Annotated in this window: 21 protein-coding genes, 3 tRNA genes and 1 pseudogene; 14 read left to right on the top strand and 11 right to left on the bottom strand. The window is 42.1% G+C overall.

The annotated features are described in order from the left end of the window. The first annotated feature begins 3 nt into the window (after positions 1 to 3). The 6 genes from HYT61_02765 (at position 4) to HYT61_02740 (ending at position 7,933) form a co-directional block, all read left to right on the top strand. On the top strand, positions 4 to 1,806 hold the full coding sequence (locus HYT61_02765) for a hypothetical protein (protein ID MBI2063137.1): 1,803 nt from the start codon (positions 4 to 6) through the stop codon (positions 1,804 to 1,806). A gap of 3 nt (positions 1,807 to 1,809) precedes the next feature. After that, positions 1,810 to 3,156: a glycine--tRNA ligase gene (locus HYT61_02760; protein MBI2063136.1), complete on the top strand. Its 1,347-nt coding sequence runs from the start codon at positions 1,810 to 1,812 to the stop codon at positions 3,154 to 3,156. A 78-nt stretch (positions 3,157 to 3,234) separates the two neighbouring features. Then, positions 3,235 to 4,527: an insulinase family protein gene (locus HYT61_02755; protein MBI2063135.1), complete on the top strand. Its 1,293-nt coding sequence runs from the start codon at positions 3,235 to 3,237 to the stop codon at positions 4,525 to 4,527. A gap of 9 nt (positions 4,528 to 4,536) precedes the next feature. Next, complete coding sequence (locus tag HYT61_02750) at positions 4,537 to 5,589, top strand: AI-2E family transporter (protein MBI2063134.1); 1,053 nt, start codon at positions 4,537 to 4,539, stop codon at positions 5,587 to 5,589. Between the two features lie 71 nt (positions 5,590 to 5,660). Then, complete coding sequence (locus HYT61_02745; GenBank protein MBI2063133.1) at positions 5,661 to 7,154, top strand: methionine--tRNA ligase; 1,494 nt, start codon at positions 5,661 to 5,663, stop codon at positions 7,152 to 7,154. Beyond that, positions 7,151 to 7,933: a TatD family hydrolase gene (locus HYT61_02740; protein MBI2063132.1), complete on the top strand. Its 783-nt coding sequence runs from the start codon at positions 7,151 to 7,153 to the stop codon at positions 7,931 to 7,933. The genes HYT61_02745 and HYT61_02740 overlap by 4 nt, the downstream gene beginning before the upstream one ends. On the opposite strand, the gene HYT61_02735 is transcribed toward HYT61_02740, so the two are convergent. Continuing rightward, entirely contained in the window at positions 7,934 to 8,239 is a 306-nt protein-coding gene (locus HYT61_02735) for a hypothetical protein (GenBank protein ID MBI2063131.1), read from the bottom strand. Between the two features lie 102 nt (positions 8,240 to 8,341). Here HYT61_02735 and HYT61_02730 point away from each other — a divergent pair, with 102 nt between their 5' ends. The 8 genes and pseudogenes from HYT61_02730 to HYT61_02695 all read left to right on the top strand — a co-directional run bounded on the left by HYT61_02730 (position 8,342) and on the right by HYT61_02695 (position 16,341). Further along, complete coding sequence (locus HYT61_02730) at positions 8,342 to 10,762, top strand: leucine--tRNA ligase (protein MBI2063130.1); 2,421 nt, start codon at positions 8,342 to 8,344, stop codon at positions 10,760 to 10,762. 109 nt (positions 10,763 to 10,871) lie between these two features. Then, a complete protein-coding gene (locus HYT61_02725; protein ID MBI2063129.1) occupies positions 10,872 to 11,420 on the top strand; it encodes an RNA polymerase sigma factor in 549 nt (182 codons plus the stop codon). Then, positions 11,410 to 11,805, top strand: coding sequence for a hypothetical protein (locus tag HYT61_02720; protein ID MBI2063128.1), 396 nt, complete (start codon positions 11,410 to 11,412; stop codon positions 11,803 to 11,805). Before HYT61_02725 ends, HYT61_02720 begins: the two co-directional genes overlap by 11 nt. Positions 11,806 to 11,856: 51 nt before the next feature. Next, a complete protein-coding gene (locus HYT61_02715) occupies positions 11,857 to 12,639 on the top strand; it encodes an NTP transferase domain-containing protein (protein ID MBI2063127.1) in 783 nt (260 codons plus the stop codon). After that, entirely contained in the window at positions 12,617 to 13,585 is a 969-nt protein-coding gene (locus tag HYT61_02710) for a YvcK family protein (GenBank protein ID MBI2063126.1), read from the top strand. The genes HYT61_02715 and HYT61_02710 overlap by 23 nt, the downstream gene beginning before the upstream one ends. 71 nt (positions 13,586 to 13,656) lie before the next feature. Then, positions 13,657 to 14,295 (top strand): threonylcarbamoyl-AMP synthase, encoded by a 639-nt coding sequence (locus tag HYT61_02705; protein MBI2063125.1) that lies wholly within the window; start codon positions 13,657 to 13,659, stop codon positions 14,293 to 14,295. Next, positions 14,292 to 15,543, top strand: a pseudogene (locus tag HYT61_02700) (serine hydroxymethyltransferase). The gene HYT61_02705 and the pseudogene HYT61_02700 overlap by 4 nt, the downstream one beginning before the upstream one ends. A 228-nt stretch (positions 15,544 to 15,771) precedes the next feature. Beyond that, positions 15,772 to 16,341 (top strand): bifunctional 5,10-methylenetetrahydrofolate dehydrogenase/5,10-methenyltetrahydrofolate cyclohydrolase, encoded by a 570-nt coding sequence (locus HYT61_02695; protein MBI2063124.1) that lies wholly within the window; start codon positions 15,772 to 15,774, stop codon positions 16,339 to 16,341. 9 nt (positions 16,342 to 16,350) lie between these two features. On the opposite strand, the gene HYT61_02690 is transcribed toward HYT61_02695, so the two are convergent. From HYT61_02690 to HYT61_02645, 10 genes are all read right to left on the bottom strand, one after another. Further along, the gene (locus tag HYT61_02690; GenBank protein MBI2063123.1) at positions 16,351 to 18,000 is read right to left on the bottom strand and encodes a M48 family metalloprotease; all 1,650 of its coding nucleotides are present in this window, start codon (positions 17,998 to 18,000) and stop codon (positions 16,351 to 16,353) included. Positions 18,001 to 18,155: 155 nt separating this feature from the next. Next, positions 18,156 to 18,241: transfer RNA gene (locus HYT61_02685), tRNA-Leu, on the bottom strand. A 146-nt stretch (positions 18,242 to 18,387) separates the two neighbouring features. Beyond that, positions 18,388 to 19,101: an NTP transferase domain-containing protein gene (locus tag HYT61_02680; GenBank protein ID MBI2063122.1), complete on the bottom strand. Its 714-nt coding sequence runs from the start codon at positions 19,099 to 19,101 to the stop codon at positions 18,388 to 18,390. Positions 19,102 to 19,103: 2 nt separating this feature from the next. Then, positions 19,104 to 19,176: transfer RNA gene (locus HYT61_02675), tRNA-Cys, on the bottom strand. Between the two features lie 10 nt (positions 19,177 to 19,186). Continuing rightward, on the bottom strand, positions 19,187 to 19,516 hold the full coding sequence (rbfA, locus tag HYT61_02670; GenBank protein MBI2063121.1) for a 30S ribosome-binding factor RbfA: 330 nt from the start codon (positions 19,514 to 19,516) through the stop codon (positions 19,187 to 19,189). A 28-nt stretch (positions 19,517 to 19,544) separates the two neighbouring features. Then, entirely contained in the window at positions 19,545 to 21,098 is a 1,554-nt protein-coding gene (infB, locus tag HYT61_02665) for a translation initiation factor IF-2 (GenBank protein MBI2063120.1), read from the bottom strand. 79 nt (positions 21,099 to 21,177) lie between these two features. Beyond that, entirely contained in the window at positions 21,178 to 21,624 is a 447-nt protein-coding gene (locus HYT61_02660) for a hypothetical protein (GenBank protein ID MBI2063119.1), read from the bottom strand. 248 nt (positions 21,625 to 21,872) lie between these two features. Beyond that, positions 21,873 to 21,959, bottom strand: a tRNA-Ser gene (locus HYT61_02655). Positions 21,960 to 22,143: 184 nt separating this feature from the next. After that, a complete protein-coding gene (locus tag HYT61_02650; protein ID MBI2063118.1) occupies positions 22,144 to 24,474 on the bottom strand; it encodes a transglycosylase domain-containing protein in 2,331 nt (776 codons plus the stop codon). Between the two features lie 92 nt (positions 24,475 to 24,566). Then, complete coding sequence (locus HYT61_02645) at positions 24,567 to 25,004, bottom strand: hypothetical protein (GenBank protein MBI2063117.1); 438 nt, start codon at positions 25,002 to 25,004, stop codon at positions 24,567 to 24,569. Between the last annotated feature and the right edge of the window lie 1,082 nt (positions 25,005 to 26,086).

Raw genomic sequence — 26,086 nt, 5'->3', positions numbered from 1 at the left:
GTTATGGAATTCAAAGTTGAACCATTGCAAAATCCTTCTATTATTGAACAGCTATCAAGGTGGCCAATTTTTAACTTCTTAAAAACAAAGCATATTATTTATGGTTTAGTAATACTTTTGTTGATTGCCGTTATTTTTTTCTTTTGGGGGCGTGGGTCATTTCGTGAAAGTGGCGTTGAATTGAAGGTTGATGGTTCGAAAGAAGTAACTGGTGGTGAGTTGGTAACATATAAATTAACTTACAAAAATAGCAGCGCAGTTTCTCTTTCAGACGTAAAACTTAATATTTTTTATCCGACAGACTCTATAGTTGTCAGGGATGGTAACATCATAAATCTGACAACAGAAAATTTTGACTTAGGCACTGTTAATAGTAATGAAGCTGGAGAGAAAGAATTAACGGCATATATTGTGGGTGATAGCGGAAATATTAAGACGCTCAAGGCGGTACTTACTTATAGAGCTGGTAAATTAAGTTCAACGTTTCAAAAAGAGGCGTCTCTTGCAACTACCATAACAACCCTGGCTGTGCCTATTACATTTGTTGCGACTCCTACGGTTATAAGCGGCCAGAGCACAAGTTATCTTATAGATTATCGTAACCAGTCTAGCCAAGATCTTGAAAACCTACGTTTCATATTTAAATATCCAGAAGGTTTCTTACCTAATAAATTTTCACCTAGTTCATCGTTAAACGTGCGGGGTCAAGCGATATGGGATATACCCAAGCTAAAACAGGGCGACAGTTCAAGAATTACCATTCAAGGAATACTTAGCGGTAACGAGAAAGAAACCAAAACCGTATCGGTTACTCTCCAGAAAAAAATAACCACGCCGAGCGGTGATGTCTATGTTGATTTTGAAAAATCCCAAGCCTCTTCGGTTATTTCTACCCCGCCTCTTTCTCTTGAGCTTAAGATTAATGACTCTGCTGACTATGTAGCCCATTTGGGTGATGTTTTAAAATACAAAATACTTTTCCGGAATAATAATGATGCGGATATAACAGGATTAAGTTTGTCAGTGCGCTTGGACGGCGACATGTATGATTTTGTCACCGTAAAGTCTGACGGATTTTTTGATAGCCGGCAAAATACTATATTCTGGAACGCTTCAACTGTGTCAACGCTTAACCTTTTACCAAGGAATCGAGATGGGTCAGTTGAGTTTGAGGTTTATCTGAGAAAAAGTTTTTCGGGCAGTTTTGGTGCGAGCGACTCTTTTGTTAAGGTGACTGCTCGTCTGGAAACGCCAAACGTGCCATCTGGTCTTGATCTTGATAAACTGACCGCTGGTGGTGAGTTGGTAACCCGCATATCTACGGCGCCGACATTTGACCAAAAACTTTTAGTAAGTAATCCAACTTCCGGTTCAAGCGGCCCTTTTCCGCCCAAAGTCAATCAGAAAACGAGTCTTACTGTTAATTGGAATTTGGTCAATCCATCCAACGACTTATCACAAGCCAAAGTTACGGCGACCCTGGCTCCCGGGGTTAATTGGGAAAATGTGAGTAAAGTCAGCGGAACTGGCATTGAGCCGATTTATGACACGCGATTGAACGCTGTCGTTTGGGATTTGGGTACCTTGCCTGCGGGAACCGGGGTTAGTTTTCCGAAATTTGAATCTTATTTCCAAATATCAATTACTCCGTCAACTAACCAGGTTGGAGAATTGGTGGCACTTTTGAAGAACGTGAGATTGGACGGTGTGGATACGTTTACTAAAGAAAAAATAACCCGTACAATAATTGACGTAAGCACGAACAACATGAGCGATACGAATCAAAGCGGAGCGGTCCAGCCCTAAATAATGAAAAAAGAAAACGAAAATTTGCTAGAAAAAGTAGTGTCGCTTTGCAAGCGGCGTGGTTTTGTTTTTCCCGGGAGCGAGATTTACGGCGGTTTAGCAAATAGTTGGGACCTTGGGCATCTTGGTAATGAGTTATTTAATAATATCGCCAGTTTGTGGTGGAAGACATTCGTGCAGGAGCGAGATGACATTGTTGGTTTGCGCGGGCCGGTTATCATGAATCCCAAGGTCTGGGAAGCATCGGGGCACTTGCAAAGTTTTACTGATCCGTTGGTGGAGTGCAAAATTTGCCATGAAAGATTTCGTCAGGACAAAGAAGAGGAGTTAAAAGAGCATGCCGAATTGCACAAAGGCAAAGCCGAGTGGACAGAACCCAAAAACTTTAATCTGCTTTTCAAAACTTATATCGGTCCGGTGGAAGATCAACAGCACCTGGCCTATTTAAGGGGGGAATTGGCGCAGACAATGTTTACGGATTTTAAAACAATACTTGAAACTACTCGCAAACGACTACCATTCGGCATTGCTCAGATTGGCAAGGCATTCCGCAACGAGATTACGACGGGCAATTTTATTTTTCGCACTAAAGAATTTACCATTGCCGAACTGGAATATTTTGTTAAGCCCGGGACTGAGGACGAGCATTATAAAAATTGGGATGAACTTCTCGAAAAGTTTTTAACTGACAATCTAATGTTGGATAAGAACAAAATAAGAAGATATGTGCATCCAAAAGAAAAATTGGCCCATTACTCAAAGGGCACGGCGGATTTGGAATACGAATTTCCTTTCGGTTGGGGCGAGCTGACGGGTCTTGCCTCAAGAACTGATTTTGACTTGAAAAATCACGAGAAGTTATCGGGTCAGAACTTGAAATACCGAGACCCTGAAACAGAAGATGAATTTTTACCTTATGTTGTAGAGCCAACTTGTGGTTTGGAAAGATTAATGTTGGCCGTATTGGTGAATAGTTATGAAGAAGTTGAAGCAAGATCAGGCGATGAGGAGGCAGTACACGAGAAAGAGGTTGTTTTGCGTTTGCCAAGGGTTCTTGCGCCGATAAAAGTTGCCGTGTTGCCGCTGTCTCGTAAAGAAGAATTAACCAAGCCATCCTACCAAATTTACCGTGATCTTCAGAAGCACTTTATGTGCCAGTATGACGAGACGGCATCCATCGGCAAGCGTTATCGTCGCCAAGATGAAATCGGCACCCCGTTTTGTGTAACTTACGATTTTGATTCAATCAATGACAAAAAAGTTACCGTCCGTGACCGCGATACTATGGAGCAGGAAAGAATAGAGATTGCAAACCTAAGCGAACATTTGTTAGGCAAATTAAATTCATAGTGTTCCGAAGCCCAAAGACAAACCACGCTTTAAAGCGTGGTTTGTCTTTGGGCTTAAATCATGTTATTATCAAGTCCAATGCGGTCAAAATCTAACAATCACTACGATCTCCACACCTACTCTAACGGATTACGGCTGATAACCGTGCCAATGGAGCATACAAAAAGCGTAACGGTTTTGGTAATGGTGGCCACCGGTTCCCGCTATGAGGCCAAAGAGATAAACGGCATATCGCATTTCTTGGAGCACATGATGTTCAAAGGTACCACTAAGCGTCCTGGTTCTCTGGATATATCGCAAGAGCTAGACTCGCTCGGCGCTGAATACAACGCTTTTACTTCAAAAGAATATACCGGCTATTATGTGAAATGTGCCGCAGAAAAAGTTGATATTGCTTTAGATGTAATTTCTGATATTTTCCAAAATTCCAAATTTGATACTCACGAAATGGATAAAGAGAGAGGTCCGATCAAAGAAGAAATAAATATGTATATGGATCATCCGCCTCGCCGAGTTGCTGAGATCTTCGAGACTCTTATGTATGGCGATCAGCCGTTGGGATGGGATATAGGCGGTACAAAAGAAAATATAGACAAGATGCGCCATCAAGATCTTCTGGACTATTTCAAAAGCCACTATTTTGACAACAATACTGTTATTGCTGTTGCCGGAAATATTGTTAGCGGTGAAATTAAGGAAAAAATTAACAAATATTTTGACAACATTCGCAATGGCCAACGAACTGAACCGCCGGTAACGGACGATGACCAAAAACAGCCCCGGCTTATAATTGAATATAAAAAAACAGACCAGACACACATTAACGTCGGCTTTCGTTCATATAGCCGTTTTCATCCTAAATATGAAGCCTTGGAAATATTAGCTATAATACTTGGCGGGGGAATGAGTTCCCGTCTTTTTGTGGAAATCAGGGAAAAACGCGGTTTGGCCTATAGGGTTAGAACTGGCGTGACAGCCTATAATGAAACCGGCAATCTGGTTACCTATGCAGGATTAAATAACGCCAACCTAAACGAAGGTTTAAAAGTAATTCTTGCTGAGCATAAAAAACTTGTTGAAGAATTAGTCAATGAAAAAGAATTAAAAAGAGTAAAAGATCAGATTCTTGGTTCGTTTGTCATAGGATTGGAGCAGTCAGATGATATGGCCTCATTTTACGGTGAGCAGGAACTGCTGGAACATAAAATTGAAACACCTGAACAGCGTCTTGCCAAGATAACCGCGATAACACGCGAGGATATTTTGGAGGTGGCCCGCGATGTTTTCAAGCCGGAAAAACTTAATCTTGCAATAATCGGGCCGCTTAAGGGGGAAAACAAAGAGATTAAAGAAATTTTGAATTCGTGGTAGAATAACAAAATGCCAGACCATCAAACCATCGACATCCATACATCAGCAATTTTCAAGGTGGTATTCATCCTCCTGGGTTTGGTTTTTCTATATCTTGTCAGAGACGTGATTATTATTTTGTTTTTGGCCATAATTATCGCATCAGCCGTCGGCCCTTTCGCAAACTGGCTTGAAGAGAAAAAAATTCCTCGTCTTCTGGGAGTGTTGTTTTTGTACCTGGCATTTTTTGGGCTGGTAGTTTTCCTTTTGTCGCTGGTGGTCCCATTTTTAGCGTCAGAACTAGGCCAATTGACGCAAGCTCTTCCCAAATTTGTTTCCAGTCTTTCCGGTGCTCTTGAAAAAGCCCAACAAACTTCCTCAAGCCGCTACTTTGATTTTTTTAGCGAAATCCAGAATTTGCTGGACAGCTTCGCACAGTTTTTACAAGTTTATTCCCAGTCGGCGATTAATTTGATAGTCAATATTTTCGGAGGTATTTTGTCGTTTGTCGCGATAATTATTATATCCTTTTATTTGTCAGTGATGCGCCGTGGCATAATAGGCTTTATCAGTTCTGTTTTGCCTGAAAAATACGAGGATTATGTTGTGAGTCTTTGGAAGAGAGCAGAATATAAGGTGGGACGCTGGTTGCAGGGACAACTTTTGATGGCGCTCTCGGTTGGCTTGATAGTTTTTGTCGGCCTCTCATTATTGAATGTAAGGTACGCTTTATTATTGGGGGTTTTAGCTATGATTTTAGAAATTGTTCCAGTTGTCGGTCCGGTTATTTCAGCCATACCGGGCGTTATTTTTGCTTTTACCCAATCGCCGACCCTGGGTGTTTGGGTTGTGGTTTTTTATGTTGCGGTTCAACAAGTAGAGAGCCATATTTTTGCGCCACTCATACTTGGAAAAACGCTGGGACTTAACCCAGTCACGGTAATCATCGCCCTTCTTGTCGGTGGCAAGATCGCCGGTATTCTGGGTATTTTATTGGCAGTGCCGGTAGCCGTGATTATAGTTGAAATTTTCGACGACATGGCCAAACACAAAGAAAGCCGCAAAGCGGTAGTGGTTAGATAGTGGTAAGGTAGATTTTTCTTAAATTTTAGAGTAAGATAAAAACAGCCAAAGGCTGTTTTTATCTTACTCACATGAATAAATTTTACGTAACGACCGCGATTCCATACCCAAATGGGAATCCCCACGTGGGTTTTGGTTTGGAAATAGTTCAAGCTGACGTATTGGCTCGTTATCATCGTGCGCTGGGTAATGATGTATGGTTTTTGACTGGCGTGGATGAGCACGGCCTTAAGGTATATCGCAGTGCTCAAATGGAAGGAATCAGCTTCCAGAAATATGTTGACCGCAATTCCGCCGAATTTGCTAAGCTCAAAGAAATCCTCAACATCTCATATGATGATTTTATCAGGACGAGCGACAGGACGCGGCATTGGCCGGGAGCGCAAAAACTTTGGCGTGCTTGCGCCGAAGATATTTATGCCAAAGAGTATGAGGGTCTTTATTGTGTTGGTTGTGAGGCATTTGTAAATAAAAAAGACCTAATTGACGGAGAGTGCCCCGAACATCACAGCAGGCCGGAAAAAGTGAAAGAAAAAAACTATTTTTTCAAACTGACCAAGTACAAGAAAAAAATCAGCGAGTTAATCAAATCCGGCGAATTAAAAATTGTGCCAGAAAACCGGGGCCACGAAATACTAAACTTGCTTAACGACGCGGAAGATTTCAGCGTTTCCAGACCGATTGAAAAAATCAGCTGGGGCATACCGGTACCGGACGATACTACACAAGTTCAATATGTGTGGTTTGACGCACTAGCCAACTACATTACGGCAGTTGGGTATGGCCGAGATGAGGAGAATTTTAAAAAATGGTGGCCGGCCGATACTCACGTTATAGGTAAGGGAATTTTACGTTTTCACGCGATTTACTGGCCAGCCATGCTTTTGTCTGCCGGCTTGTCATTGCCCAAGTCGATATATATCCATGGCTATGTTTCAATTGACGGTGAAAAAATAAGTAAATCTCTTGGAAATGTGGTCTCGCCCAAAGATGCCATTAGCAAATATGGTATTGATCCGGTGCGCTATTATCTGCTTCGAGAGATACCGACAACAGAAGACGGCGATTTTTCATATAAAAAACTTGAGGACAGATACAATGGTGATTTGGCGAATAATCTTGGCAATCTCATTAGTCGCGTGGCCAAATTGATTGAAACAAAACTTGAAGGCGAGTTGAATTTTGATGATAAATTTTTTGACAAAGAAGTCGGAGCGAAGATTGAAAAAACAAGAAAAGATTACCATAAAGCGATAGAAGAATTTAAATTGCACGAAGCATTAACGCGTATTTGGGATCTTTTTACTTTTGCCAATGCCTATATTGACGAGAAAAAGCCGTGGGCGGATTTAGCCGATCATCCGGAGCATTTTCTCAAAACCATTACGAGCCTTGTTGCTGTCATAATAAATGGAGCAAAACTTTCAGAGCCGTTTTTACCTGAAACTTCACAAAAAATAGGCAATGCCTTTGGGTTTAATCTTTCGACATCGCAAGTCGATAAATTGGCGGGGCAGAAGTTTATTGTAACAAAAACAGAGCCGTTGTTTCCAAGGTTAAAATGACGATAACAGATTCACATTGCCATCCGCAGTTTTCTCAATACGACCAAGACCGAAAGGAAGTTATCAAGCGCGCGTTGGATGCTGGAATCCAAATGATTTGCGTTGGGACGGATCTTGAAACATCACGAAAAGGAATTGAACTGGCGGCAGAATATGACGGTATTTGGGCGACAGTTGGTTTGCACCCGAATGATAATTTAAATGAAAGTTTTGACGAAAAAGCGTATGAAGAGTTATTAAAAATGTCCAAGGTTGTAGCGATGGGCGAGATCGGGCTGGATTATTACAGAACCGAAAATCCTGAAGATCAAAAGTTGCAAAAAGAAAGATTTATAAAGCAGTTAGAACTTGCCGATAAATTAAAAAAGCCGATTATTTTGCACTGCCGTGATTCCAAAGCTGGCAGTACGGGCAGAGCATATCCGCAGATGATCGATATTCTAAGGAATGGTTATGCCAAAAATGGGGGAGTGGTGCATTCCTATACGGGTAGTCTGGATGATGCGAAACAGTTTTTGAATTTGGGCTTGTGTCTTGGTTTCAACGGTATAGTTACGTTCGCTAAACAGTATGATGGGGTGGTAAAGTACGCATCGCCAGATATGATATTGTTGGAAACTGATGCGCCGTATCTGACCCCGGAACCATATCGTGGCCAGCGCAACGAGCCGGCATACATAATCGAAGTTGCTAAAAAAATCGCCCAATTGAGGGGCGATAAGCTAGAAAATATTGAAACACAGACCAGCGAGAATATCAGAAGATTATTTTTTATCTAGTTAGTTAACAATTTCGGTTTTACATTTGAGAGTATAAAGGCGGATTGTTGCTATTAAACGTTTGTAGTCATCTTCTGCATATTCAATATTTATGAAAAATCCTAATTTTTCTATTTCCTTTCTTAGGTTAGCCACTTGTTTTATTTGTAGTTTGGTTTCTTCTGCTGGCAACAGGAGACACGTTTCTAATATGAGGTTTATTTTATCGCGGATTTCAAATGCTTTTTCTTGATCCTCGCGGCTTATTTCACTAATATGTTTAACATGAGCCCAATTTATCAAGTCGGTTGATTCATCACTATCCATGTTTTCTCCGCTTGTTTTATTGTATAGGTTCTACTTGCAGGGTATCATGCGAGTAAAAATAATAAAATGTTGACTTATGAACCTCCTTAAATTAAGAAAATTATGAAAAAATATAATCCACAACTTATTGAAAAAAAATGGCAAAGATACTGGGATACCAAGAAACTTTTTACTGCGTCAGATACAGTGAAATCCAAAGGGAATCTTTATTTTTTGACGGAGTTTCCGTACCCTTCCGGCAATCTCCACGTTGGCCATTGGTATGCGTTTTCAGTGCCCGATATCGCTGCCCGATATTGGCGCATGAAAGGCAAGAATGTCATGTATCCAATCGGTTTTGACGCTTTCGGCTTGCCAGCTGAAAATGCAGCCATAAAAAATAACCTTCAGCCAGAGGACTGGACTAAAAAGAATATCTCTTACATGACCAAACAGCTCAAGAGCATGGGGGCGTCTTTTGATTGGTCGCGGACAATATCAACTATTGATACGGATTATTACAAATGGACTCAATGGATTTTTTTGCAGTTTTATAAAAAGGGTTTGGCTTATCGGGCGAAGACCCTGGTTAATTGGTGTCCTAATGATAAGACTGTTTTGGCAAATGAACAGGTGGTTGATGGCTGTTGTGATCGTTGCGGTACGGAAGTTATACGAAAAGAAATGTTCCAGTGGATGTATAAAATTACTGACTATGCCGACAGATTAATTGACGACCTTGAAAAGGCGGATTGGCCCGAGGTTACCAAAACCGCTCAGCGTAACTGGATTGGCCGTTCGCGCGGGGCCGAAGTCCGTTTCTTATTGCCCAATTCAACGGAGACAATAAAAGTTTTTACAACCAGGGCCGATACTTTGTATGGGGCAACTTATGTGGTGCTTGCACCTGAACATCCGTTGGTTACCAAACTTACCAAGGACCAGTATCTTGATTCTGTCAGTAAGTATTTAGAGGAAACAAAGAAAAAATCTGAACTGGAACGCACTAGCCTGGAAAAGGGAAAAACCGGTGTTTTTACCGGTGCCCACGCTGTTAATCCGATAAACAACGAAAGGGTGCCGATTTGGGTTTCTGATTACGTAATCGGTTGGTATGGCACCGGAGCGGTGATGGCTGTGCCGGCTCACGACGACCGAGACTTTGAATTTGCCAAAAGGTTTGATTTGCCCGTTAAGATCGTAGTAAGACCGAATATGGAGTGGGATTTTAAGAAAGCTGCTTTTGTTGGCGAAGGCACCTTGGTTGAGTCAGATACGTTTACCGGTTTTACCTCGGCTGACGCGCGAGAGGAAATAGTGGAAAAACTCAAAGAAAAAGGTTTGGCTGAATTTAAAAACAACTACAAACTTCATGATTGGGTTTTATCGCGTCAGCGTTACTGGGGAACGCCGATTCCCATGATAAATTGCGGCAGGTGTGGCTACAGACCCGTGCCCGAAAAAGATTTGCCGGTCAAACTGCCAAAATTGGAGGATTATAAACCAAGCGCAGACGGTCATTCGCCATTAACCAAAGCAACAGACTGGCTCAATGTTAAATGTCCAAATTGCGGCGGTGAGGCCGAACGGGAAACCGATACCATGGATACTTTTGTGGATTCGTCATGGTATTTTTTGCGTTACACTGACCCCAAAAACAAAAAAACATTTGCTGATCCGATCAAAATGAAACAATGGCTGCCTGTCGATATTTATGTCGGTGGCACGGAGCACAATACGATGCATCTTCTGTATTCCAGATTTTTTACCAAGGCGATGTGTGATCTTGGTTTGTTGGAGTTCGGTGAGCCGTTTACTGTGCGTAGAAATCACGGGGTTATATTGGGCGCAGACAACCAGAAGATGTCTAAATCGCGCGGAAATGTCGTTGACCCCGATGATCTGGTAAAAAAATATGGATCCGATGCCGTAAGAATGTATCTGGCTTTTATGGGCCCTTATGAGCAAGGCGGGCCGTGGAATTTCGGCGGAATCGTGGGTGTATACAGATTTTTGAATAGAGTGTGGAATTTCGTAAATACAAGAAGATTTGTTTCTAAAACACACGATCAAGTGGCGGCTAAAATTATTAGTTCGGCAATTAAAAAAATAGGAAAGGATATTGAAAATCTGCGTTTTAATATCGGAGTCAGTGAGTTAATGAAGACAGCTAATTCATTAGAAGGTTTGCCTTCGGATGTTGAAATAAGCAAAGACAGTATTAAAACCTTTATTATATTATTTGCTCCTTTTGCTCCACACTTTGCAGAAGAATTATGGACGGATGTTTTGAAAAATAAAAAGTCAATCCACTTGGAAAAATGGCCGGAATATGATCCAAAATTAATTGTTGAAGACGTAATCAAACTAGTGGTGCAAGTTAACGGCAGGACGCGTGATATAATTGAAGTGCCTGTTGGGTTGGGCGAGGCCGTTGTCAGAGAAACTGCGCTGGCTTCAGAAAAAATTAAAAAGCACATCGGACTTAAGGAAATCAGGAAGTTTATATATATACCCGATCGTCTTGTAAATTTTGTGATTTAATTAAAATAAAAGAGGGCTAGTGCCCTCTAACATATGACCGCAACTAGTCGTGTTTTTTTAGCGTCTTAACTGGTAATCCTGTTAATATTTTGGTAGTATCGGTTTATTAATGGAGACAAACAAAGTGAAACAATTTGAGGATATTGTAAACCAGTACCAGCGGGATTTGGTCAATTTTCACTATAGATTCGTGGGTAATCGTTATGAGGCGGAAGATCTGGCCCAAGAAACTTTCATAAAGGCGTACAAGAAATTTGATACGCTCAAAGAGCCTGATAAACTAAAAAGCTGGCTTTATAGCATAGCGCGCAATACGGTCATAGATTTTTTCAGGAAAAATAAAAACAAGCCGTTTGCGTTGGACAGTGCCATTCTTGAAAATGTTGCCGAAGCCACGGCGGTTGATTATCAAGAACGTGTGGCCAATCTTGAGACTTCCAAAGAACTTGAACATTGCATTGAACAGCTAATTAAGGAAGACAGGGCGATTATCAAACTTCTTTACTATGAGGGTTTTTCTTATAAAGAAATTGGCGAATTATTGCACATCAATCAGAACACGTTAAAAAGTCGTCTTCATAGAGCAAGAAAAATTTTGTTCGAGGCCATTCAGACAAACGATACTCTAAAAGATTTGGTATTAAATTATGAAACATAACGACAAACAAATAGACGATCTTATTAGGTTGAGGGTTCAGGATTTAAGCCGGCCTAAATATCTGATAGAACCTCCAGCTGATTTTACCAGACAAGTTATGGCCAAAATCGGCATGATTAACCGGCGTCAGCGCTGGACGGGTTATTTTTTGGCCGTGGTTTTGTCTATGGTGCCATTGGCGGTACGTGAGGCTTGGCTTTTAGTGCGCGGTGATTATTTTTCAGTTTCTGGCTTGCCATTCGGCCAGTTGGTTGTCGGCGCTTACGAATTTTTTCTTTCGCCGGCGGCTTTATATGTTCTCTTGGCGTTGGGTATTCTGGCTTTTCTTCTTCGTGCCAGTAAGCTTCGTCGTGGTTTGGACAACTCCTTTATTAGAATAGCTTAAACCGTTTGATGTTGTTTTTTCCATCGGTAGGGAGGCCGGTGTTCTAAATGTATGCGTTGTATTATTTTAGCGGCAGGCGAGGGTATAAGAATGCGGCCGTTGACACTAGCGACACCTAAGCCGATGATAAAAATTTGTGGTCGGCCGCTTTTGGAATATATTATAGATGCTTTACCTTCTGGAGTGGATGAACTTGTTTTGGTTGTAGGCTATTTGCGGGATCAGATTAGGGACTATTTTGGAGATAATTTCAGCCCCGCACCTTTTTTGGACTGCGTTTCGCGCAATTCAAATTTTCCTGTCCACAAAAGGTGCGGGGTTCGGCGTTTTAAAATAACTTATGTTGTCCAGGAAAATAAGCTTGGCACTTACCACGCCCTAAAACTTTGTGAGCATCTTTTGCATTCCGGAGAGCGATTTTTACTCATATATGCTGATGATCTGCACGATCCTAGGGCTCTAAAACTCTGTGCTGAATCCGAAAATCCAAGTTTGGTAATTGACGAAAGCAAAACTCCTAACAGATTTGGTGTGGTTGAATTGGCCGGTGATGGCAGTGTTGCCGGTATTGAGGAAAAACCAAATAATCCGAAAACAAACTTGGTGTTAACAGGGGTTCAGTTACTCACAAAAGAGGTTATGAATTTTCCGGCTGGAAAGCATTCTAATGGCGAATACTATTTGTCAGACAGTATCGCGCAGATGATTGCGGCTGGTATAAAAGTATATGCGATTAAAACTAACTTTTGGTTGCCCATAGGTTACCCCGAAGATATAAAGAAAGCCGAAAAATTGCTTTGTCCCCAGTCTCATGAAGCGCGGAGTAAAAAATAAAAAAATCGTCGTAATCGGTGGTGGAACCGGGAGTTTTATGGTGCTTTCTGCTTTGCGTCGCTACCCGGTTCATTTAACTTCAATTGTTTCAATGGCTGACAATGGCGGATCAACCGGTCGATTGCGCGACCAATACGGTGTTTTACCGCCGGGTGACGTGCGCCGTGCTTTAGTGGCACTATCCGATGCCCCGCAGACATTACGAGACCTTTTTAATTATCGATTTTCATCAGGCGATCTAAAGGAACATAATTTTGGCAATATTTTTTTAAGTACACTTGAAAAAATGACAGGAAACTTCGCTGAAGCGCTAAAAGTTGTTTCGCAGATTTTGAATATAAAAGGCAGCGTAATGCCGGTTACATTAAAAAACATTACACTCTATGCTCAATTAGCTAACGGGGTTGTCATAAAAGGGGAAACCAACATAGATAAACCCAAACACAATCCGGAATTGCCCATCAAAAAAGTTTGGTTAAGTCCGCAAGCACGTATAAATCCGGAAGCGAAAAAGGCAATATTGTCAGCTGACATGATTGTAATCGGTCCAGGCGATTTGTTTACCAGTATTGTTCCGAATTTTTTGGTTGATGGCGTTATCGCCACGATAAAAAAGTCTAAAGCTAAAAAAGTTTATGTTTGTAATTTAATGACTAAGTTTGGCGAGACCCACTGTTTCAAAGCGCATGACTTTTTGAATAAGGTTGAAGAATACCTCGGTAAAGAAACTCTGGATTATGCCGTTTTTAACAATAAAAAACCGGCCCCTAAAATTTTAAAACGATATCTGGAAGAAAATTCGCATTTTGTTGACGTCTCGGGGTTGGATTTAAAAGGGAAGAAACCAAAATTAGTGCTTGCCAACTTACTTGACCAAGGCAGTTTTGTGCGCCATAATCCCAGAAAGAAGCTGGCCAAAGTTTTAATGGCACTATCCGGTTTTTAGGAAAGGATAAAAGAGAAACAACTTGCCGCTTTTAAGCGGTTATTTATTTTAAATTTTTTGAATTCAACTAAATGAAAATTTTATCTATTGATTTTAATAAAGATTATTCTGATGTTTTACTCGAGGCGGTTAACGTATTGCGCTATGGGGGAGTTATTGTTTATCCAACGGATACGGTTTATGGGCTCGGTGCCAACGCCTGCGACCATCATGCCGTAGATTTGGTTTTTAAAATTAAAAATCGTCCGTTATCAAAACCATTGCCGATTATTGCCCGCAATATAAAATGGGTCGTGGAGTTGGCTTTTGTTCCTCCCAAACTCGAGAAACTCTTGTCAGAAATTTGGCCCGGAACTACAACAGTGATATTGCCGCGAAAAAAAGTTATCCCCACGATTGTTACGGCTGGCAATAAAAACGTGAGAATCCGAATTCCGGATTATACTTTTGTAGATAAACTTCTCGGTAAATACGGTTTTCCCCTTACGGCTACCGCGGCCAACATATCTGGCCAAGAAACGACAGGGGATATAAATAAAATAATTGAGTTATTCCGTAGCCAGATTTGGAAACCCGACTTAATCTTGGATGCCGGAGTTTTGCCGAAATCGTTACCGGCAACGATACTGGACCTCTCTACCATTAAGCCAAAAATCTTACGCGTCGGTCCATCTAAGCCAGGGCAATTAATGAGATTACTTGGGACATGATAAAAGACTTAATAAAAAAAGAAATCGTTCGTCAAGGGAGGGTAATTAATCTTATACCTTCGGAGAATTATGTTTCCAAAAATATTTTGGCGGCTTTGGGGTCGCCGCTGACCAATAAATACTCCGAGGGTTATTCTGGCCAGCGATATTATTTTGGCACCAAAGCGGTTGACGAGATTGAGAATGAGGTTAAGCGGTTAGTTTATAAGGTTTTTAAAATTTCACCGAAAAAATTTGGTGTTAATGTTCAGCCATATTCAGGCAGTATCGCCAACCTTGCGGCTTATCTAGGTTCTGTGAGTCTGGGTGGTAGGATTTTGGCCATGTCCTTGGATCATGGTGGCCATTTGACTCACGGGCACAATGTTAGTCTGACCGGAAAGCTGTTTAAATTTGAGCATTATGGGGTGGTACGCAATGGTTTTATTGATTATGATGAAGTGGCCAAGATTGCCAGGAAATTCAAACCCCGGCTGATTGTTTGTGGGGCCACTGCTTATCCGCGTAAGTTAGATTTTAAAAAATTTCGCCAAATTGCCGATTCGGTTGTTTATCCCAGGCAAAGTCAAGACGGTGTATTACTAATGGCTGACATTTCGCACATTGCGGGTCTTGTTGTTGGCGGAGTGCATCCATCACCGTTTCCGTATGCAGACATTATTACCACTACGACACAAAAAACCCTGCGAGGTCCGCGTGGTGCAGTTATAATAAGCTCAAAACGTAAAGTTAAAAATGAAAAAGAAGTTTTGTCAGACAAAATTGATAAAGCAATTTTCCCCGGATTGCAGGGCGGACCGCAAATGCACACTATTGCCGCAATCGGGGTTTGTTTGGAAGAAGCACTCAAGCCAGATTTTAAAAAGTATGCCAGACAAGTTGTTGTAAATGCTAAAGTATTGGCTGGTGAATTGAAGCGGCTGGGTTTTATGGTTATCACCGGTGGTACTGATAATCATCTGATGTTGGTTGATGTTACTCCGCTTGGCCTAACCGGCAAACAGGCGGGGGAGCGGCTCGAGCACGCCGGTATCGTTGTAAACAAAAATATTATACCCTATGACCAGCGTAAACCATGGGATCCATCTGGCATACGTCTTGGTACCCCCGCAGTTACCACGCGGGGAATGAAAGAAAAAGAAATGGTCAAGATTGCGCGAAAAATTAAAAAAGTTTTGCTAAAATAGTATTATGATTATTGACGGTAAAAAAATAGCGGAAGAAATGTTAGCCGAATTAGCCGAGGAAATGAAAGTTCTTCGGCAAACCAAAGACAAGCCGCCAAGGCTAGCGGCAGTTATGGTCGCCGTCCCCATTAGAAATGAAGCTGATGCCGGTTGGCATCAGATTTCTAACGGGGTAAAAAAGTTTTTGGAGTTAAAGAAAAAGGCCGCAGAGAAAGTTGGTATTGATTTTCGTATATATGAATTTCCAGCAAACATCACAACGCAGAAATTACACAAGGAAGTCGCCGATATTGCCAAAGCCGGAGTAAACCACGGAGTGTTAGTTGAATTACCTTTGCCACTGCACATTAATACCCAATATATTATTAATGCGGTTCCGCAAGAAAAGGACGTGGATGTTTTGTCTGAAAAATCGCAAGGTGCTTTTTTGGCGGACAGGTCGTTAATTTTACCGCCGGCAGTTGAAGCCGTAAAAATAATTTTTGAAAAGTATGACATCAATCCAAAAGGTAAAAATTGTGCCGTTTTCGGTTATGGTTTATTGGTGGGCAAGCCGATAGGTCATTGGCTGGCCAGTCAAGGCGCTACAGTATCAATCATAAATGAATTTACGTCCAATCCAGCGGAACTTTCATGCCATGCAGATATTATTGTTGCCGGTACTGGACAGGAAGACCTGATTACGAAGGACATGATAAAAGAAGGTTCAGTAATAATTGATTTTGCCAAAGATGTTGATTTTGATGAAGTTAGCAAAAAAGCTAGCTGGATTACACCTGTTCCCGGCGGCGTGGGGCCCATAGTTATTGCTGCAGTTTTGAAAAACTTACTTACCTTGTATAAAAAAACCCTCAATTGAGGGTTTGAGCTATTCTTTTCTTTTAAGGACCGGCGGTTTGTCTTCTTCGTCAGTTTTTTGTTCTGGTTGTGCAGTTTCTTCTGTTTTTGGTATTGAAGTAACCGGAGGTGTATTGGGCACAGATTTTACTGATGATAATGGCGGTGCAACAGGAAGAATGTCTTTGCAGGCTTCCTCATCCTTTTGCTCGTTTGCGTAAAGAGACGGCTGGTATTGGTCAGGGTTTTTTGCTTCTTCTTCGTGGGTAATGTCAACAAGCATGCGTACGCGCTCTCGAATTCCGTCAAATTCAGAAGTGTTGTTGGTGTATTCCCTGTTAGGATCTACAGAACGCAACGCTTTTTCTTCTTTGCTGGCCACAAGAATTCTGTCTCCAAAAGCCGGATGTGTTTGGAAAAATGATGTGTGGCTTGCGTAACCAAATTCCGAAGCCATGCGGTCAAACAACGCCGTAAAACCTGCCGGGTCATATCCAGCATGCCAAACATATTGCATTCCAAGTTGGTCGGCTTCCAGTTCAAAATCTCTTGATACGCCAAGAAGATTAAGGTTTAGAAAAAGATCCAAACCACTGAAGCCATATTGCAACAACATGTATACTAAGTAACTAGCTCCGCTTGTAATAATAAGTGCGGTTATTTGCCCGGCCGTTTTTAAAATGCTGAACTTGGCGGCCCGGCTCATAATACGATGGCCATGGCGAGCAGTAACATGAGCAATTTCGTGAGCCAAAGCTCCGGCAAATTCAGCTTCATTTTCCGCTTCTAAAATAAGACCGGCATAGACAACTAGAAATCCGCCTGGTTCAGCGAACGCATTTACCACTTGCCGTTTCCGGCCATTCTTGTCAAGAACGGGACGGCCGTTCCATTTCTCGGTTTCGCTCACAACCGTCACACTAAGCGGTACCGTGAGATCGCTATTTCTTGCAATATTTTGTGCCAAACGATTCACGTATTCTGTAATTAACGGATCAACCACTTCTTTAGGGAATTGTCCCGACATTTTTAATCTTTTTAGATCGTCGGCGCCCAGCTGAATATCTTTTTCTTGTCCTTCAAACGGCGATTCAGAACTGCGCGAGCCGATATCAAGAACATTGCCGATTTGTGTCTTAGAGTCGCCAAGTGTCCTTTGGGAAATTGTTCCGTCTTTTGTTTTTTTATCAATTTCCATCGCGGTATTTCGCCAGTCCCTCAAGAGTGTAAGTTTAGAGATCGAAACATCGTAGGCGGTTTGCTTGCTATTAGAAGCAACTATTTGTTGCACCATCTCTTTTTTGATGGCCACGATGTCGCATTTAAGATTTTGGCGGGTGGCAATTGCTTTGGGGTCGGTAACGGATTGCGGGATGTCCTTAAGTTTTTTTTCGGTAGCTTTGATTTTTACCTTCGCATCTTTTTCAATTTTTTTAGCATTTTGTTCTTCGGCTTTACCCGCTTTTTCAATTTCCTTACTTTTCTTATCAATTTCGCCCTTGGCAAAGTCGTGTTTTTCGGCAATGTCGCGTATTTGCCACGATGAAAGTTTTATAATCTCATCAAGAGACGGCGTTGCGGTATTGCCTGTATTGATTTGGCCGGCTTGGAGATTTGCCGACTGGCTCCACAAAATAGTCCAACATAGGAAAATAGAAAACATGTTTTTTGCTGATCTCATCTTACCTCCCCGGTAATTGTTAAGGTTCTTTTACCTTTTTGTTATACCGCCGCTAGCCCCAAAGGTCAAACACAAAATCCGCTTTTAGCGGATTTTGCCCTGCGGAGCGCGGCGTACTCGCCGCGCGGAGCAGTCAATTCCGAACAAGTTACTTCTGGTGCTCGGAGTGGGACTCGAACCCACACGGCCTTGCGGCCACAGCATTTTAAGTGCTGCGTGTATACCATTCCACCACCCGAGCATATTATTTTCTCGGCAAAGCCTCAATCAAAAAATTGTTTCGGGTGTTGGCCTGGGCAATTTTTTGTTGCCCGTGAAAAGCTATGTCTGCTCGCTTTTCACCCACCCGAGCGCTACTGATACACAACTGGACAAAGTGATTTTAACTTATCTTTTTGATTTTTTCAAAGCCCAGCTTGTGGACTTGGAAAGAGAATCAAAAGTTCCGGCATCGCTCCAGAAACCATTCATCAATTCAGTTTTAAGTTTGCCGTGTTTTATGTAGACGTTATTTACATCCGTAATTTCCAATTCACCGCGCGCGGATGGTTTGAGCCGTTTAATTATTTTGAATACGTTTTTGTCATATTGATATAAACCAGTGACGGCATATTGGCTTGGTGATTTTTCAGGTTTTTCCAGTATTTTTATGACGCGTTTATTTTTAAGCACTGCCACGCCAAAACGTTCCGGATCAGCAACTTTCTTTAAGAAAATACTTGCGCCACTACGAAACGTCTTGACCGCTCGAGAGATACTATCTTCAAAAATGTTATCGCCAAGTATCACAGTAACTGGTTTACTATCGGCGAAATCTTCAGCCAAAAGCAGTGCTTGAGCAATACCGCCGGCTTCGTCTTGGACTTTATAAGTAAAGCGGGCACTATAGTCCTTGCCCGAACCAAGGTATTCAACAAAATCACCGGCGTGTTCGCGGTCAGAGATAATCAGAACTTCTTTAATGCCGGCTTTCAGAAGGGTTTGGAGCGGATACTCAATCATTGGCTGATTAAATATCGGGAGCAAGTGCTTATTTGTAATTTTGGTCAGCGGGAGTAAGCGCGTGCCTTTACCGCCAGCAAGGATCACCCCTTTAGTCATAGAGGCCGGGATGGGAATCGAACCCACGTATAAGAGTTTTGCAGACTCACGCCTTAACCACTTGGCTACCCGGCCAAAGTTAATTTTATAGATTTTTTAACATTTCATCAATTTTGTTGGCATGTTCTTCGCTTCGGTCAACTTCAAATCTGATTTTGGGAACTGGCCGCATAGTTAACCGCTTATTCAATAGTTGTTGGATCTGATAAATTCTTTTTTTTATTTTTTCTAAAATCTGATTTTCTTTTACCGTTGGAAAAATCGATATTTTGATTGTGGCGTGCTCCAAAGTAGGGGAAACATCGGCGCCAATTACGGTTACCAAGATGCCGTCATCTTTTTCCAGTTCGATTAAAAGTATTTTAGCGACTTCGTCGCGGAGTAAATCATTTAGTTTTTTAAGCCGATCTGACAAGTTAATTTTTGATTATTAGTTTAAGTGGTTATATTGTTCGTTTAATCCTCTCTTCCTGATAAATTTCTAATACGTCGCCTTCTCTTATTAATTGTGCCGGCGCGGGTTGTGATTGCATGTCAAACCTTATTCCTGCTTCTAATCCTTCGCTAACCTCGGCAACATCGGCCTTGTTGTGCTGCAATTGGCCTAGTTTTCCATTTGAAACTATGACCCCATTCCTTACAACGTCTATCATTGTGCCGCGTGCTAATTTGCCTTGTACAACCTTGCCGCCGACTATTTGCGACTTACCCGTATTTTTAAATGTAGCTAATATTTTTAATTTACCAAGTGGTATACGTTTAATTTCTGGATCTAGCAGATCGGCCATGATTGAACGCGCGGCTTCTACAAGTTCATAAATAATTTCAAAAGTCCGGACGTTAATGTTGTCCCTCTCGGCTAGTTGTTTTGCAGAACCGTCTATACCAACATGGAACCCGATTACGGATGCTTGGGTGGCCTTGGCATTTTTAATATCATTATCGCCAATCAATCCGATGCCATAACTTGTTACATTATAAGTAACCTCTTCAGAATGTATTGTTTTCAATACTTGATCTATGGCTTCCAGAGAGCTTTGCACATCGGCTTTAATTATTAAATTGGCAGTTCTTTTGTTGTTTTTTTGCTCTTCGGTGCTTATCTCTTTGGCGAATAAATTCAAAGATTCGCCCAGCATTAAACCCGCGGCTGATTTTTGAGCGGATTCTTTGTTGGCAGTAACCAGGAATTCCTGTCCGATTCTTGGTGCTGTTTCCCAGCCGAGCATTACGCATGGCTGTGAAGCGATGGCTAAGCTTATGGATTTGCCAAGAAAATCATCCAGTGATTTTACTCTGCCAGTTGCACTGCCGGCAAAAACCCAATCGCCTATCTTAAGTTCTCCTTCGTGAACAATGAGGGTGGCAACCAAGCCGCGGCGACCGTCCATATGCGATTCAATAACCACACCCTTGGCTAGCGTGTCCATTGGCGCAGAAAGTTCTTCCATTTCCGCTACTAGCTGTATCATTTCAAGCAGTTCGTTTATGCCCTTGCCCTTTTTGGCCGATAGTTCTATTACGGGCACTGTTCCGCCATAATCTTCAACCTGTACCTCTAGTTCAGCTAGTTCCTGTCTGACTCTGGCTGGGTTAGCCCCCTCTTTATCAATTTTATTAATTGCTACAATAAATGGAATTTCGGCTTTTTTTATAATTTGAATTGCTTCTTTTGTCTGTGGCTTAACACCTTCTTCAGCGGCTATGACGAGTATGGCTATGTCAGCCACTTTAGCTCCACGTGAACGGATCGCACTGAATGCTTCGTGCCCCGGCGTATCAAGGAAAGTTATTTTTTTAGCATTGTGTTCTGCTTGATAAGCTCCGATATGCTGTGTAATTCCGCCAGCCTCTTTTTCGGCCACTTTTGTTTTCCTGATCTTATCCAGTATTGAGGTTTTACCGTGGTCAACATGACCCAAAACAACCACAATCGGGGGACGCGGTGAATGGTTGGTTTTTAGATTTTGTTCGTCGGCTTTTGATTTAACTGACATGCTAAAAAAAGTAACATTTTTTTGGGTTTTTTACAAACAAAAACCCGCTAAAACGGGTTTTTAAAGGCAAACCTGACTATTAATGTCTTATCTTCTTAAAAAGGATTGAGTTTTTAATTTTATAAGAATTTAAACTTTTGGATATTTCACTAATAAGCAGGGCGCCGAGTATTTCGTAGGACATGAATTTGAGGGCTTCGGGTACTTGTAATTCGGTAAGAAAGCTAACTAGCACCATAATCATTAGTGAAGTCCACCAAACATACACTATAACCTCACCTGGCCTAGCTGCCATTTTTATACCAGTCCAGCGGTTGAACTCTTTATGAAGTATGTAAACGCCCAGTAGTATCAAGTAACTGGTTACTGCTACATCTGGTGTGTCCAGCGAGGGGACCAAAAAATCTGCCCAGCCCATAATTAGTACCATTGCGGTCCATGATGCCAAAAACAGAAATAAAGAATCCCTCACGCCAGTTATCTCGCGCCAGTAAATCCTAATGGTTGTGCTTATTTGAGAGCCCATTTCAAAACGCTACTTTTTGCTTCAAAGAGGGTTCTGAAATGAGCTCTACGTCCACTATTTTTATTATACCACAACACAAATATGAAGATATCAACCTTGCGGTGGGTAAAGGAGAAAAAGACAACAATTTGTCTTTTCCCATAATTTTAGAGAACCATCAGTTCTTGGCTTGAGCGAGGAACGAGCGAAAGCAAAATTCTGTCGAACCGTGTCCGGCAAAGCCGGACCGATTAATGTTCTGTTCAAAGCGGAGGAGGTGAGATTCGAACTCACGAAGAGCTTGCGCCCTTACGGCTTTTCGAGAGCCGCGCCTTCAACCTCTCGGCCACTCCTCCGCCATGAACGGGACGAGCATTGTGCCTTTCCAGGGAAATTTTGCGCCTTCGCGTAGCTTCGGCTAAATTTCCCGTTGAACTCAAGCAGTTGAGTTCAACCCATTCGGCCAACCCACCGATAATCTTAATTATCCCACTTTTTGTTGTTTTTTTCAAGTTAAAACCGAGCAAAGCTCGGTGTTTTTTATTTGTATCTATCCGGGTAGATCGCCAGTAGTTCTTGCAAGCCGGTTTCAACTTCCTGCGGGAATTTAACCTTTGGTCTTTTGGTATATATTTTGTCCCATATTCTTCTGGTTAATGGCCCGACAACCCAGCCGCCGGATACTTGCATGTTTGCACGGCCACTGACACGTTGCATGTAGCGAGGAATTACGATGGGCCTAGGCATATCGTGCCCGATTCTTATACCCATAACAAATTCCGGTGTGCCGCAGACAGTAGAAACATCGCCCGGACCCTCACCAAGTTCTTCATTTGGATTATTGGAGGTGCCGGTTTTGCAGGCAACTTGCTGTTCAATGTTGCGCATGGAGATTTTTGCGGTGCCAACCTTTGTTGTTGCGCGCATCAGGATTAATTCTTTTAGGGCTGTTTCTTTTGAAATTGACCTGTATGTTTTAGATTCAGGCGCTTGATAAAGCAGTTCACCGTCTTGGTCTTTAACTTCCAAAACAAGTTTGGGCGGCAAGTACAAACCGTCTCTGAAAAACACCGCATATGCATTTACTAGTTCCAGAAGATTAACATCCGAAGCGCCAATGGCGGTTGGGAGCAGGGGAATGATGCCATCGCCGGTGTCTTTAATGCCGGGCATGCGAAATATTATATTGCCGCCTGGATCCTTAATTATTCCTCGGACGCCCCAAATGCCCATCCTATGCATAGTATCGACCACTTTGCCCATTCCTATTTCCATTGCCAAACGGAGTGTGGGCAGGTTGACTGATCTGATTTGGCCCACATAGATAGGTATTTGGCCCAGAGGGACCGGATTGTCTTCCCTAAAGTTTTTTGGAACCCACGGTTTGCCATAGGCCCCGCGCATCCTAAATGGAGAGTTGCCGATCGTGTCATCAAAAGTTTTACCTGCTTCAAATGCCGCGGTATAGACGAACGGTTTAACAGCAGACCCCACCGATCGCAGAGCCATTGCCCGGTCGTATGGCGTTTCTAAATAGTTGTGTCCGCCGACTATTGCTGTTACACAGCCGGTTTTTACATCAACCATTACCGCCGATCCATCAATCGGGTTGGTTTTGCTTGCCACGTTGTGAAGCTTTTCGGGGTTTTCCACTTCTTTGTTAAGTTCGGCCAGTAAGCGGGCAATTTCTTCATTTACTATTTTTTGGATATCGGCATCAATGCAGGTTCTTATCCTTAGACCGCCGAAAGTCGTAATCTCTTCATCCTTGTAGCCATCATGCATGAGCATTTCTTTAACCAGCCTTGTTCCATAACCGAATTCCTGATTTTTTAGTGGTGTTAACTTTATGACATCCGGCTGGAGTGATTCCTCTTTTTTGAAACTGGCCCTGGTGTAGTCACTGCGGCTTATGAAGCCTTCTTTTTCCATGCGCTTTAAAACCCAATTATAGTGATCCTTTGCTTGGATCAAGCGGGCGCTTTCTATGGCCAACTCTGTTTCGTGTCTCTTTTTTAATTCTTCTTTTTCTTTTTCTGTTGAGTTTGGCCGTAAATCAATTTCCTCTGGTTTTTTGAAAATAGGGGAGTATTTTGACGGATATTTATTCAAGCTTGCCAGAATTGATGCTTCTCTTAAGTTGATGGGCTCGGTTCTGATATTTTTACCGAAATATAATCTTGTTGCCTCCGCCACGCCATATGCGCCGTTGCCAAGCCATGGCAGATTCAAAGATGCTTCAAGTATTTTTTCTTTGGGGTACATACGGTCCAATTTGATGGCCACACGTGCTTCTTTTATTTTTCGTTTAAATGTTGGCGCGCGGTTTCTAAAATCAGCAACTTCTTCTTCAAAAATCCGCCGTGCCACTTGTTGGTTAATGCCACTGGCGCCGGATTTGGTCCAATACTCAATTCCTATCTTAAATAATAAGTTTCCAAAGGTGGCTCTTCCTATGGCTAGCGGATCAATACCCGAGTGATTATAAAATCTTTGATCTTCGGCTGCGATAAAGGCATTTTTAACAACAGCGGGTATTTCGCTCGCCCTTAGCGGGTCTCTTATTTCGTCATTGAATACTCCGATTTTGGTTTTGTTGTCGTAGGCATAAGCATATGATGCCTTTTTAAAATCAGAATGGGCAAGTTTGCTAAAATCCAGTGGTTTGCCATTGTCGTCATTTAAATCGCCCACAAAGGGGATATTGCCGGTGTAATAATAGAAAGCATAATAACTGCCGGTGGCAAATGACAAAAATCCGAGCAGGACCCACTTTAACCACGGTTGCCGCCTAATCTTTATGACCCAGTAGTCTTTTTTAAGTCTCTTTTTAAACTTTTTCAAGAAATCTCTGCTTGCGGGTGTTTCCAAGAGAATCTCCGGTAGTTGTTAATGAACTTAATTAAAAAGATGCTAGCATTTTTGAGCTATTTTTTCAAAAAATTAGAGTAGCGGATATTCTGCTAAAACTTAGAAACGGCGACAAGAACAAGGCCAAATACGATGCTAATGATGCCGGCACCCTGAAGAAGTGAGACATGTTCCTTAAATAAAATCAGTCCTCCTAACGTGGAAACAACGACGGTGCCCCCGTATATGATGGGAAAGGCATAAGACAGATTAATTCCCCTTGAAAATGTTTTAAGCAGAAGAATAGAGAAAAGCGCTATTGAAATTCCTGCCAAAACAGAAAACATAATTCCCGAAGTTTTGGTTGCGGCAATTTCTAGAGGTTTTGTAATTCTCAAAAACAAATAAACCGACAAGGGCACTATCGCGCCCAGACTGTTAAAAATAGACGGGCTTAGATTGGCGTCGATTTTCCCGCTTGCCCTGGAAACGAAAATACTAAACATGCCGTTTAGGATAGCTACAAGGATTATAAGAACAGTAGTACTCATCCGAGGTGCAGAATACTTGAATTAGTCCGAACCGCTTTCGCCGCCTGCGGCGGCGAGGAAGTACCCCCGCGAAAATTCGGAAAGGCGGCGGAGCCGCACGAATGACAATTTCAAGTTTTTCTAATGAGTTAATGATAACTCATTTCGATGCATTTTTCAATCTAAAAATTATTGAAAAATGCATTGATTGGCGGCAAATTCTTTGTTCTTTCAAATTAAAAAGAAAACCGCGCCGGTGTTAGCCGTAGCGGTTTGTGAGGGAAGGAAGTCTCTCTACTTGCTACCTAGTTAGCCTTAGTAAAGAAAACCCTCTCCAGTTTTTGAATCTGTCCTTTTGCGGTCGATTCGCCTTGGGGAAGTCTATCCTCAAAGAGATAAAGAACTAGACACCGGATTTTGAGATTCGGCCGTAGGGAAAGAAATTCTTTGATGAGTGGCTCTACCAGCTCGTAATCTCCAAGACAATGGGAGTATATATGCACTTCATTCAGCTGAGAGTTGTAGTGTACATTGACTCGTAGATGCTTCTGTCTGGTGAATGACCTACCCAGCAGCTTGTGGTTGCGGAAGAACATGTTCTCAAAGATCGAGACACCAAAAATCCTCCTGCTCTCAACCAGCTCCATGCACACTCCATTGTTGTACCAATCTTTATGCCACCCACTTTCAACAGAAAGAGGAAAGAGACAAAACTTGGCCATCTTATCGGTCAATGAATGGATGAACGAGTTTAGAGCAGTCAGTATATCATTCTCCTCCTCTATGAGACTTTGACGATATTCCAAACGCGAGATGGTCACTGGAAAATCGAGTACTCGGTCAAGCATCAAGGATTCTACTGGGTACATTGTATTCTCCTTTCAAGGAACTTGATTTTGGGCTATTGCCCAACGCTAATAAAGAATATAGCATATACCATACTCCAAGTCAAGGGCAAATAAAAAATCAGCACTTTTGCTGAAATTATCCTGAAGGAATCTTATGAAAATTTTTCTTTTCTGCTTCTACAAAATATGGTTCGAGCCGATGTTTTTAACGGGTTCTTTTGCGGTTTTGATTCGTGCGGCTCCGCCGCCTTTCCG

It is taken from the genome of Candidatus Yanofskybacteria bacterium (genome assembly GCA_016181175.1).
Lineage (GTDB): Bacteria > Patescibacteriota > Minisyncoccia > 2-02-FULL-40-12 > IGHO2-01-FULL-4-A > 2-01-FULL-44-17.
The sequence above is the reverse complement of the archived record's forward strand: the minus strand, read 5'-3'. Positions and strand labels throughout refer to the sequence as shown.